Source organism: Vibrio sp. Vb1166 (genome assembly GCF_033338695.1).
GTDB classification, from domain to species: Bacteria; Pseudomonadota; Gammaproteobacteria; order Enterobacterales; family Vibrionaceae; genus Vibrio; species Vibrio alginolyticus.
Genome location: NZ_JAWOTE010000019.1, coordinates 1 through 12,030 on the forward strand (window position 1 = coordinate 1; position 12,030 = coordinate 12,030).

The window sequence follows — 12,030 nt, forward strand, 5'->3', positions numbered from 1 at the left end:
TTGATCATATGACAAGATGTGTATCTACCTTAACTTAATGATTTTGATAAAAATCATTAGGGGATTCATCAGTGCTTAACCTGCTTTATCTAGATAGGTTAAAGGTTGAGGCTCAAGGATATACACTAAGCCTTTGGGCGCACGGCTGAGTACATCAACAGCATTAATACTCAACCTTTTAACCTTCACCTCAAGGTTACTTAGAAGATTAATAATCTGAATCAACGCTGCCTTACACATAGTACGATCAACATCTTCAAGCACTAAAACGCTTTGCTCCAACGTTTCTTTACCGTTGTTATGAATCTTCTCCATTATCCACTTCATCGCAATCGCTCCAGTGCCGGAGCATGGCTCATAGAAAGAAAGTTCTTGATTGTGATGGTCACTAGGCGATCCTACGAGTGCTGCGAGTAAACGCCCCAGCTCTGGTGGAGTAGGAAAGAAGTTTTGTCCTTGTTTGTAGTAACCACACTCGGAGAAAAACATGCCGAGAACGTCAATACCAGGATAGTTTCTCATGGCCGCACTCAAGATATGCGATAATTCGATAGCCGTAGGTTCCAGTTCTTTTGGCATTTTTGATGATGGAGGGTACAGCCCGGTCTGCTGATATGCCCAGTGGTCGATAAATGTATAAACAAACTCGGCAACACCCATACGATATCTAGCCGCCTCTATTACCTGAACTGCCTTGCGGATTTCGCTATGCACTTGCGACATTCATTCTCCCCTCTGTTTAACTCAACTCACAGTATCATAATATAATCCCATAAACATAGCAATTTAGACCATCATGCAATACCGGATACAGCTCCAATCCCCTCCACCACCGAGAAAACTGAAAGTACACCCCCCCCTAACCACCTTGCTAGACCTCTCTTTTTTTCTCTCTTTTTCTCTATTTATCTCTCTCTTTCTAAATTCGGGGGCGAGCCCCGGCTCAACAAAGCCGAAGGAGGAGCGTTAGCGACGACCGAGGCTTATACCCCACTTTGCATGATGGTCTAAAAACGGCTAAAATGTAATCAATGATCCGTCAGAACAACGCAAGGAATAAATGATGAGCCAGATAAAAACGCTCTTTGACGACGTGACATTTAATCTGTCTCGTCTGAACAAACTACTAACGAGCACTATGCCAAGCATGGCGATAGTGAGCCGGATACCTCCAGTACATAAAGGCAATGAGCATGAGGTAATAAAACTCATCATGCCCGAGCACCATTCCGGCATGGCCGCTATGAAGCTGGCGGGTGAAGGCTACGTGGATCTGCACATCAAACACCCCTACTCACAGAAATCTGCCAGACGTTATGTTGGCGTGATCCACCTGCTGCCCTCTAATCCCAACAGCGCTGAGATTGTTCAGTTGGTACATAGCATCAACCAAAGCAAGGCCGACATCGAGGAGTTGGTGATCACTGAAAACGAAACCCGGCAAGCACGGTTCAAGGCAATCCATGACAACTGCCCCGGCGTCATGACAAAACATCTCTACAGACAAATCCACTGCCTAGTCGATGCGGACGTCAAATCAGTGAAGTTCAGTTGGCAGAGAAAAGATGCTTTGCACCAACCGGACAAAGCAGTACTAATAAGCCAAATGATCAAAGAACTGGAGCGAGCCAACCCTGAGAACGAGTTGCCCCTGACCCAGCTCATCAAGAAAGTCGCCAGCGCCCCTGATATGACACTGAGAATTCGTCGGGATGTTAAAGTACAGCCAGCGGCCAATGTGGTAAAACTCTCTGGGCAGAAAACCATGACTGCTCCGTTGCCGATCATCGTGGTACAAGATGAACCCTTCAAGGCTGGACAGATCGCTTCGTTTGTGGCCGCAGTGGAGAGAAAGCAACGCTCGGACAAACAAAGCTCAACTATCCTTGGCACGTTCGCTGGCCGACAAATAGAGCAGATAGCTCCCAAAAAGTTAAATAAAGAAGATTCAACGTAAAACGAAGACAGAAGAAATTGATATCAGTTGTTCGGTTAAACCGAACAACTGATGCTTTTAAGGATTGTTAGATGTTGTCGTCAATAGCCCAATACGATGAGCCGCTTGGCATTGCTGGAGATTGTTCAAGATGCTCAATTCCCATATCTTTAGCAACATACTGAGCTACATCATGAGACACGTGACCATCATCCAAGTCCGAAGCTATCATTGCTTGTGAGTAAACAAAAAAGGGAGGATGTTCCTTAAAATCACGTTGCCTCATCCAGGCTTGCACTGAGCGAGAAAAATATCCCCACAATTTGTTTTTATATAAAGCAGCTTGGTCAGCGATAGTTGGATTAGGATCGTTCAATTGAACGGATTTGGCCTTTTCAAACATTTCATAAGTAAACAAAGGTCTCCCGAAATACTCACTAGCAGAAGACAATAGAGTACAGAACTGATGATGTAGAACTCTATCCTCAGCCAAGTTTGGCACGTAATTCAAACCACACTTGTCGCAAATAACAGCATGACCTAAACCATCGTATTCAGGCGGCATCATTTCGACAACTGTATTGGACTGAACGCTCCTCAATTCATTCAAATATTTTTCAGTGACAAAAGTACCTGAATCAGAATCCTTTGGAAGGTGAAAATACTTAACCTCAGGGTCATAGTACCAATAACCTCCGCGTCCATTAGTGTAGCGTTTGCCTGTTATAACCACTGTGTACACAGTCATTGAACCTGCTGTGATGCTGGGGTTTTCCGAGTATGCTTTTCTTCTCCTCTCACAAAGCTCGGCGGATAATTCGTTTGACATAACTCGTACTGAGTCAAAAAGATTAATATCCAATATTTCAACTATATAGGATGTTGCCGCGTCAGGATTCGCATCAACCGGAGCTCGTTTTAAAAAAGGCACAGGAAGATCTAAGTCATAAGCGATAGGTGGTCGCTCAGTTAAAGCTTGATCTGTATTTTCAGAAAGCCCAGCCCCAGCCCAGTGGTTCCAATTTTTATAACCCTGAGCCTTAGCTAGTGCATGAAGGAGTTTGATTGGTTTCAGCGAAACATTAAAATCATCTTTCAATGTTGATGACAGTTTTCTTGCGAGATATTCAGCGTTTGATTTCGAGCCAAACGATATCGTGGTAGTTTTCATATTAAAGCAACTCCAAATTAACGGGGTATCTATGAAAGGTTGCCCTGATTACCTGCCAAGCCCCCAGTTAAATGAATCTGCATTAACACGGTTAGACATTTGCAAAGATAAAATCACCTGTTTCACAGGGCGGTCTAGTCAAAAGACTGGTCAAGGACTTGAGCATATTTCAGCGCGAAATCGTAATGACCCCAGAATGATAGCAAGTACATATCAAATGACACACTGTAGAACTGCCCGTTGAGGGCAATCAGGCAGAGAACTGATACATTCACACACATAAATTTGGTTCCCTCATAGATGAGGGAACCAAAATCCATCTGTTCAAAATCCAACCATCCGGAATTTCCGGATGGTTGGTAATTACGCAATTTGATAGTGGAGCCTATCCAAAGAGAGGTCTGTAAACACCAGCCAATACAGGGATGTTTCCTTCAATAGAACTTAAAAATTCCATAAGCTCATCTCGATCCATTACCTTATGATTGCCTTCACTATCAAAGTAAGCGAATTGCTCCACGGGAGAAAAATAGTGAAAGCCAATGCTGTGCTCCAGTTCCTCATTAAAAAAAGCACCAATGGCATTATCGAGACGGTAGTAAAGTGTATTAAGACGAGGGTTATCATAGACCCCAAAATAATCAAGCTGAGATTGTTTTTTCAGTTCATAAGAATCAGGTTCACGCTTTAATTGCGATAAAATGGATAACTTTGCTCGCTCCGCGATCTCTTCGTGAGTCATCATAAAACGCTTGGCAACAACAAATGAATGGATCACACCTCCATAGTTTTCGATATGGAAGTCGTACTCGTCATCCGGCCTCATATGCTCGATAGCTTTTTCTAGTGTAGACAGCACCTTACTACCACATAAATAAGCTATTTCGCTATCGTTAGCTCTAACTTCATCAATACAAGACGCATCTAAGAACTGAATTGGAGTGCGCTCCTCATGAGAAACAAAGAATTCATCATCCCCATTATCACCTGATAAATACATGAGATCAGATTTGGAGCTAAATGCAGAGCCACACCAGTGATTCCAGTTTTTATACCCGAGACATTTAGCCGTGGCGTGAAGCAGTTTTATTGGTTTGAGCGAGATGCTATGGTCTTGTTTCAAAACTGAGGAAAGGTTATCAGCAAATGAATTTGCAGCCTCTTTAGAGGCAAAAGTTACGTCATTAGATAGGTTTTTCATGTCAACTCCAATAGAGCGAGTTTATAGGATGCCCTGATTACCTAACATCGCTCCGGTTTACACGAAACATATTGGTTTAGATAAAAACACCTTTTTCACAGGGCGGTCTAGTCGAAGGACTGGTCAGAGATTTGAGCATCTTTCAGCGCGAAACCAAATTGACGATTAGATTTTCCTTTTCGTTACTCCATTTTTCCACTCCCAAACTGCCCAAAATGGACCATTACACGAAGTCTCTAACCTTTGCGACGTATTTGCCCAAAATGGGCTGATACAGAGTCATAATCTATGCACCTACCCTATTAGACTGGAAACCTCAAACAGGTCTAATTAAAGAGGGCAATACATTAATGAAACGTTCAGCATTGGCAATTGCTTTGATTGCAGCATTAAGCGGATGTGGTTCCGGTGGAGAAGATGGAGGAAGTAGTTCCAATACAAACACCAACCCAGGAACAAAATCTGGCTCTATTAAAATTGATAACATCTCGATAAAAGAAGGAAATTCAGGTAACAGTGATGCCAAAGTGCGTGTTACTCGTAGCGGTGGTAAAGATGGTGTAATTAAAGGTAAATACCGAACTACCCCTGGAACTGCATTATCAGATCAAGATTACCTGGAAACTGTTGGAGAATTTGAGCTTCAAGATGGCGTTACTCGGGTTGATTTGATCATCCCTATCATTGGTGATGTAAAGGATGAATATGATGAAACATTCTCCGTTCAAATTTTCGATGTTTCTGGTGCCTCCAGCATAGAGAGAGATACTGCTACCGTAACAATCACCAATGATGACTCCTCTCCAGAAATATCATTTACCTCAGAAATCAGAACCACATCAGAAGGAAGTGGTCGCGTTAAAATTCCGCTACAACTAAACACTTCATCAGGAAAAGATGTAAGCGTCAGTTACGAACTCAGTGGATTAGCTATTAACGGCCAAGATTATAGTGTCATCAGTGACAGCACTATTGTTTTCCCGGCTGGAACTACTGAGCAGTTTCTTGAGTTAAATATTGTTCAAGATGACGTTCCCGAAGGCGGTGAAACAATAAAAATTAAACTTACCGAGGCTAACAATGCCACACTCAGCAAACAGTTTGAGACCAGTGTTATTGTCGGTGGACAACAAAGTTTGAAACTCGAACAATAAAGATTAGAACTATGACAATAAAGTACGAAACTTTTCGGTGCCATTTGTCGTAGTTTGCCTTCTTCTCTGAGACGATTTTGCCCCATTCCTTCTCTGCGCGAAAGTCTACTCACAATTTGTGATTGTACGTTTGCCTTACTTGTAGTTATTCGAGGAAGTGTCGAAGTAAGCTTTTTAAAAATCATACGTCATTTTGCAATCTAATACCGATAACATCTCATTAAACTATTGATTATTAATTGAACTGTGATTGAAAAGGCTGCATGATAGGACTATGAAAAGCCGTATAAAATGCGTTATATGCGAAGGAGGATATATGACAAAGGAAGTTGCCGATAAGTGCTATATCGCATTAGGCATTGCTGCTGGAGATAGTATCTATCAGTACTTTTTCCGTACTGAAGAACCGTTTAATTTCTACAAGCCAATATTTATGTTCATAGTCGTTTTCCTTATTCTCATTACATTAAGCTTTGGCTTGAGGTTACTTAAACGGCTCATTTCTGCTCCTAAACGTGTTTAGAACGCAGTAAACCTTCATAAGAATAATTTGGTCAACAGGCTGTTGACTAAATTCAGGACAGCTCATTTGTGAAGCAAATTGTTTCGCAATTGACCAACAGGCTGCTGGACAAATCCCACTGCCCAATTTTGCAAGAGGCTCTTACAAAAAAACGAGTCAACACATTTATGCCCCAAAACAAGTCTAGTCGAGCGTCGCAAATGAGCGATCAGCGGACGGTGAAAAATGTTCAGCTGATACCGTTTTTATATCCAAAATCAACAAACTTCCCCCATATTCAGGTAAATGAGCAATTTGCGCATTTTTGTCCTTAGACCACGTCATTAACTTTCAAATATTTTCATAGCTAGCAAAAGGTTAGCTAATTTGATAAAAACGTATGAACCAGAAAAGTGAGCTATTACGTGGTAGAAATATGCGCGATTTGCACACTATTAAATTGTTGAACTAAGCCGCTGCGCGGAGTCGCAAACATCCCAATCAACGACCACACTTACCTTGAGATTTAACCCATTAATCTGGAGGTAACAATGAACTCTCTCATTGAACAAGTCGCCACTGAAATTGAACTCATGGGCTATTCACAACGAACTCGCGAGACCTACTGTGGTTGCTTACAGCGCATTGAGAACTATTTCAGTAAATCCTTAGCGCAAGTCACGGATGCGGAATTGAATCACTATTTTAATGAGCCTGAGGTGCGCCGATTAACCCGAGCGAGCCAATTGGTGCAAATTAATAGTGTCCTCTTCTTATTCAAACACATACTCCACCGGCCGTTGCAATTAGCCATCACTTTACCCAAGCAACGGCATAAGCCACCCCAATATTTAAGCCGACAAGATATCCACTTACTGATTCACCATTGCCAAGATTTACGTTTAAAAACCATGATAATGCTCAGTTATGGCTGTGGATTACGCTTAAATGAATTAACCCACCTCAAAGTGGCACAGATTGATGGGCAACGTAAAACGGCCTTTATTGAACACGGCAAGGGCAACCAGTCTCGTTATGTGGTGATTCCTGAGACGGTATTGCATCAACTCCACGTGTACTGGCAAGCCTATCACCCCAAAGAGTGGCTGTTCTATTCTCGCTGGTTAGCCTCCCAACCTCTCAGTAGCTCCACCTATACGAAGGCACTGAAAAAAATCGCCGCACAGCTTGGGCTTAAGGATAAAGTGAACGCGCATCAGTTACGCCATGCCTATGCCACGCATCAATTAGAGGCAGGGATGCCGTTGCATCAATTACAGCACCAGCTTGGGCATCGCAGCATTAAAACGACCGAGTGCTATCTGCATTGGTTGCCAGAGCTTGGGCATGGGGGCGTTGATTTACTAGCCAACTTGCAGTAACGCATGCCACCGCTTCATCTGGCGGATATTCTCAGCCAAGGATTACCGCATTACCAACAACAGCACCGATTAACCCGTCAACAATATCAAGTGTGTGCACATATCTTGGCGTGTAGAACAGGACAACTCGGTTATCAACAGTGGCGTTGTGACCAGTGTGGTCATGAGGAGCAATTTAGTTGTAGTTGCAGAGACCGGCATTGTCCTCGCTGCCAAGGACAAGCCACGCAAGCTTGGATTGCCAAACAAGCGATGTCACTGCTACCTTGCCCTTACTTTCACTTAGTGTTTACCTTACCGCATGAACTTAACCTAATCGCACACTATGCACCTAACGTGCTTTATCACTGTTTATTTAAGAGCCTTTGGCAAACACTCATGACATTCGCTGCCCATCGTCATCAGGGTCAACTCGGCATGACTTGTGTGTTGCATACTTGGGGGCAAAACCTCAGCCAACATATTCATGTGCATTGTTTAATCCCCGCAGGTAGCCTCAATCGACAATCGCAGTGGCAACCTATCACTAAAGGTTATCTCTATCCTGTTAAGGCTTTATCCACTGTGTTTCGAGGTAAAATGATAGCGGCACTCAAGGCACAATCCATAGCGCTACCGTCATTACCCGCCACTTGGTGCGTGTACAGCAAAGCCTGTGTCTACCCACATCAACTCTTGCACTATCTTGCACGTTATACCCGCAAAGGTGCCTTATCTGAATCACGATTAGTGAACTATAACGCCAGTCGTGTGCGCTTTCGTTACAAGGATTATCGTGACAACAATAAAACCAAATTCATGACCTTAAGTATGGATGAGTTCATTCGGCGCTATTTACAACATGTCCTGCCTAAAGGCTTTATGCGTATTCGCCATTATGGCTTTTTAGCCAATGCTTGTCGTAACAAGCGCATCCCCCTCATTCGAGCACAGTGCCGTGATTTAACCGATAAAATCGCCATGGATAACGTGGAAACCAAACTGCATTGGGTTTGCTCGCACTGCCATCAAGGGCAATTGATATTCGTCGCTATCGTGCTCCCCTTAACGCAACAGATAAGAGGATTGGATTCAAGTTAAACAATGATGACGTCAAACCATTTACGCAAATATTAGACTGAATGCCGCCTGATAGACTGGCGCTTGCGTGTGTAAAAAATACACTTGCAATTAACCAGAAAAGTAACGTAAATTAAGACCATTAATCGACTGAACGACAGTGACAATGGAATGCAATGATGAAGATAAATCGGATAACGTCATCAATCATCCTCAGGCTTAAAAAAGCAAATTCCATTAGCATAAATGATTCCAATACAGTGATTCACAAGTCGCCGTCCGTTCAACAAATGATTTATTTACACTCATGTGTAAATAAATACTAAAACGTTAGATTTCATGTTAGCTATAATTTCGCAATATTTAGTATAAAAACCATAACTAGGAAAAAAGATATGACTGAGAATGCCCAAAAAAATGCAAAACCTTTTTCTCAAACGTTTTTTCATGGAACCAAAGCAGATCTTAAATTGGGAGATCTTATAGAAACAGGGTTTAATTCAAATTTTGGACAAAATAATAAGGCTAAGTATATATTTTTGACAGCTACACTAGATGCTGCCATTTGGGGAGCAGAGCTTGCCCTAGGTAATGGTCGCGAAAGAATTTATTTGGTTGAGCCAACAGGTCCAATTGAAAATGATCCTGACCTAACGGATAGAAAGTTCCCAGGGAATCCAACTATGTCATATCGTTCAATCCATTCATTTAAAGTTGTAGGTGAAGTATCAAGCTGGCAGGGTCATTCAATAGAGCAAGTTAAAGCAATGAAAGATGGTTTAAATAAACTACATGAACAGGGCATTAACTCTTTAAATGAAATCTAACAAGTCGGTGCACATGACTGCTAACACGTCACTCGGTTTGCTCTGCCTTCGGCAGTTTAGCAAACTCTTCGTGCCTTAGTTTGCGCAGCATGTGACCTAGGCGTTAACAACGTCCGCAAATGGCACAGAGCCGTTGGTCGGCTCTAACTCATTTCTGTCCAAAAGCGAGTTTCAAACTTTGTTGTCACACTTTCGTTGGATAGCCACATTGATTGAATCTAAGTGTCGATCTTTATTGTCAGTATTGGGTTCTTTTAGCCACGATAGTAACGCACTTCGGAAATAGAAAAGTTTCAAACTTTAATGTCCTCCGACATTAAAGAGTTGGTTGCAGCAAAAGAAAAAGGCCGCTAGATAGTGGCCCTTTTTTCAAGTTTTTTTTTGTACTCAGCCCATATACGCTTAACCTGGCTTGTACTACACCCAGCAAGCCGAGCAGTTTCCTCAATAGTGTGATTTGGACGTAAAGAAAGGATAAGTTCATGTTGTTTGTGATTAGCCTTTCTTCCCTGGTACTTACCTTTTTTCTTTGCAAGCTCAATACCTTGCTTTTGCTTCTCTCGTCGGTCCTCGTAATCATCCCTAGCCATTTGCAAAGCCAATTTTAGTAATAGTTCCTGGACTGACTCCAATACAACTTTGGTAACACCACTGGCGCCAGAAACTAATTCTGTGAGGTCTACAACGCCAGGGACAGAAAGCATTGCGCCTTTGACACGAATTGAATCAATCAGCTTTTCAGCTTCCGGTAAAGGCAGGCGACTAATGCGATCTATTTTTTCAGCTATGACCACTTCACCAGGTTGCAAGTCGTCAATCATACGAAGTAATTCAGGGCGGTCTGAACGCGCTCCTGACGCTTTTTCTCGATAAACCCCAGCGACATAGTAACCAGCCGATTTAGCGCCCTCGATGATTTGTTCTTGGCGTTCTAAATCTTGTGATTCGGTACTAACTCGCAAATAGACCCTGGCTACTTTGTTAATTGTCATCATATATTCAAAATACCGATTTAATGTTTTTTCGACGTTTACGCGCTTCAACCTCTCTATTAAAGGTTTCCAATGTTTCTATTAGGTGCGCGTATCGTGTTTCTACATTTGAATACTCACTACTTTTAGTTAGTTCGAGAAGGTTTGCTACTGCGTCTTTAATTGGCACTTTGGCTACCCAAGAATCTTTCTCAAACGAAAACTCCCACGCTTGATTGAGGTATTCCTCAAAAGACCTTTGAGCCTTTTCGCGCATAGTCCAAATATGACGCTGCCTAAGCGTATGATCACTGTCCAGGTAGTGATTCTCGATATTATCGTTAATGTTTAACTCCCAAGATTCGGGAATGTTACGCATACGTGTAAAGTGCGCCGCAGTCACCCATAGACAAAACTGCTCTTTGGTGAAAATATCACTGTCTGAGTTCAGAGATTCCAAGACCTGAGTAGCGTATTTACTGCATTGGGATTTCATGTGCGCCAGTTCTTGAGCCTTGCGCTTTTCAATGCGAGCTTTCTTCTCTTTGATATGTGCAAATTTATGCTTGGCTTGACTCAAAGCTTGTGCCGCAACTTTCATAGCTTCGATTTCTTCTGGCTCAAACAGTTCTGTTGCTAATGGGTTCTCGATAACTTCTTTAAGCAAGCCGTTAGAAAGTTTTGTCAGTGCCGTTTGCTTTTTTCGAGCACGCTCAGAAGTCCAGTATTTAGTAAATTCCATATCAGACATTACTTTTCCTCTCTGATTTATTCTTATTGAAAGTCTCAAAAACTGTGATTATACCTACTTGTACTGTCCACTATCGAACTTGCTTAATATCATCTTCGGGACTTGCTAAATTCGCAGCATATAGCATTCTGCGCCATGCGTTCGCATCAATTTCTCGGTGTTCTTTTTTATCGCTTGCAGTTTCCCATTTACGAACAATAGAACAACCTTTGGGACTTACCGTCTTACCAAGAAAATAGCCAAGTTTTGCTTGAGACAAACCAAGATAAACTCGCAGCCATTTTATTTGCTCTGGTGTCGGTGAAAGATAATCAGGATCACTCAAAGGCAAAGTGCATTGAGAGTTCATTAGATCATCTAGCGTCATTTGCGGTTCAAAGCCGCTGTATAGTGTTTTATCTTCACTCATATTAACAAACCCTTAGAGCGCGACACAGTGTGCCGCGCAGTCATAACTAAATTATCCCATGCTCAGAGAACGCATAAGTTTCTTCAACACTGACCACGATGTGATCCAAAGTACGAACATCAACCAACTCCAAAGCGTCTTTTATTCTTCGTGTAATACGACGATCAGAACTAGATGGGGTTGCAACACCTGACGGATGATTGTGAGCCAGGATCACAGCTGCGCCATTGTGTTTGAGAACGGATTTTACAACCTCACGCGGATATACAGAGGCACTATCAATCGTTCCCTGAAAAAGCTCTACGGCTTCAATTAGTCGGTGCTGATTATCGAGTATTAGCAGCATGAAAATTTCACGCTCAGATGTAGCAAGTCGAGCCTGGCAAAAGCCTTTAACTAGATCAGGACTGGTAAAGGCATCACAAGTTTTGATTTTTTTTGCAAAAATAGCGGCTGCTTGGTCAATGATGCTTTGTTCTTCTGGTGTAAACATTGCGTTTCTCCATTTATAGGTCATGGAACATTCCCGACCTTTCGTAAACAATTATACCGCCCCGCTGTGGCGGTGTCTACTTTTTTTAATTTATTTCTTCATTATTTCCAATGTGCAATAAGACTTTAGGGCTAACGCTCCACTCAAAAATTGATAGCATTTACTCTTGGCGTA

General features: G+C 42.3%; 13 protein-coding genes. 6 read left to right on the forward strand and 7 right to left on the reverse strand.

Going from position 1 to position 12,030, the window contains the following annotated elements; genetic code table 11:
* Positions 1–75: 75 nt before the first annotated feature.
* Positions 76–723: a hypothetical protein gene (locus R7E51_RS17415; RefSeq protein WP_014386820.1), complete on the reverse strand. Its 648-nt coding sequence runs from the start codon at positions 721–723 to the stop codon at positions 76–78.
* Positions 724–1,063: 340 nt separating this feature from the next.
* Between R7E51_RS17415 and R7E51_RS17420 the strand changes: the two genes are divergently transcribed.
* On the forward strand, positions 1,064–1,957 hold the full coding sequence (locus R7E51_RS17420; protein WP_046225205.1) for a DNA replication terminus site-binding protein: 894 nt from the start codon (positions 1,064–1,066) through the stop codon (positions 1,955–1,957).
* A gap of 67 nt (positions 1,958–2,024) precedes the next feature.
* Here the strand turns inward: R7E51_RS17420 and R7E51_RS17425 are convergent, their stop codons facing one another.
* On the reverse strand, positions 2,025–3,107 hold the full coding sequence (locus tag R7E51_RS17425; protein WP_032073039.1) for a hypothetical protein: 1,083 nt from the start codon (positions 3,105–3,107) through the stop codon (positions 2,025–2,027).
* A gap of 385 nt (positions 3,108–3,492) precedes the next feature.
* A complete protein-coding gene (locus R7E51_RS17430) occupies positions 3,493–4,308 on the reverse strand; it encodes a hypothetical protein (RefSeq protein WP_032073040.1) in 816 nt (271 codons plus the stop codon).
* Between the two features lie 350 nt (positions 4,309–4,658).
* Between R7E51_RS17430 and R7E51_RS17435 the strand changes: the two genes are divergently transcribed.
* The 5 genes from R7E51_RS17435 (at position 4,659) to arr (ending at position 9,232) form a co-directional block, all read left to right on the forward strand.
* Complete coding sequence (locus R7E51_RS17435) at positions 4,659–5,462, forward strand: Calx-beta domain-containing protein (protein ID WP_101905900.1); 804 nt, start codon at positions 4,659–4,661, stop codon at positions 5,460–5,462.
* Between the two features lie 316 nt (positions 5,463–5,778).
* Entirely contained in the window at positions 5,779–5,985 is a 207-nt protein-coding gene (locus R7E51_RS17440) for a hypothetical protein (protein WP_077202320.1), read from the forward strand.
* A gap of 530 nt (positions 5,986–6,515) precedes the next feature.
* The gene (locus R7E51_RS17445) at positions 6,516–7,346 is read left to right on the forward strand and encodes a tyrosine-type recombinase/integrase (RefSeq protein WP_077202319.1); all 831 of its coding nucleotides are present in this window, start codon (positions 6,516–6,518) and stop codon (positions 7,344–7,346) included.
* A 3-nt stretch (positions 7,347–7,349) separates the two neighbouring features.
* Positions 7,350–8,426 (forward strand): IS91 family transposase, encoded by a 1,077-nt coding sequence (locus R7E51_RS17450; protein WP_077202318.1) that lies wholly within the window; start codon positions 7,350–7,352, stop codon positions 8,424–8,426.
* A gap of 374 nt (positions 8,427–8,800) precedes the next feature.
* On the forward strand, positions 8,801–9,232 hold the full coding sequence (arr, locus tag R7E51_RS17455) for an NAD(+)--rifampin ADP-ribosyltransferase (protein ID WP_077202317.1): 432 nt from the start codon (positions 8,801–8,803) through the stop codon (positions 9,230–9,232).
* A 350-nt stretch (positions 9,233–9,582) separates the two neighbouring features.
* Here arr and R7E51_RS17460 read toward each other — a convergent pair whose 3' ends face one another.
* The 4 genes from R7E51_RS17460 to radC all read right to left on the reverse strand — a co-directional run bounded on the left by R7E51_RS17460 (position 9,583) and on the right by radC (position 11,856).
* Positions 9,583–10,224 (reverse strand): recombinase family protein, encoded by a 642-nt coding sequence (locus tag R7E51_RS17460; protein WP_012774862.1) that lies wholly within the window; start codon positions 10,222–10,224, stop codon positions 9,583–9,585.
* A 7-nt stretch (positions 10,225–10,231) separates the two neighbouring features.
* A complete protein-coding gene (locus R7E51_RS17465; protein ID WP_101905901.1) occupies positions 10,232–10,954 on the reverse strand; it encodes a hypothetical protein in 723 nt (240 codons plus the stop codon).
* Between the two features lie 70 nt (positions 10,955–11,024).
* On the reverse strand, positions 11,025–11,363 hold the full coding sequence (locus tag R7E51_RS17470; protein WP_012774864.1) for a helix-turn-helix domain-containing protein: 339 nt from the start codon (positions 11,361–11,363) through the stop codon (positions 11,025–11,027).
* A 46-nt stretch (positions 11,364–11,409) separates the two neighbouring features.
* Positions 11,410–11,856: a RadC family protein gene (radC, locus tag R7E51_RS17475; RefSeq protein ID WP_086959602.1), complete on the reverse strand. Its 447-nt coding sequence runs from the start codon at positions 11,854–11,856 to the stop codon at positions 11,410–11,412.
* Between the last annotated feature and the right edge of the window lie 174 nt (positions 11,857–12,030).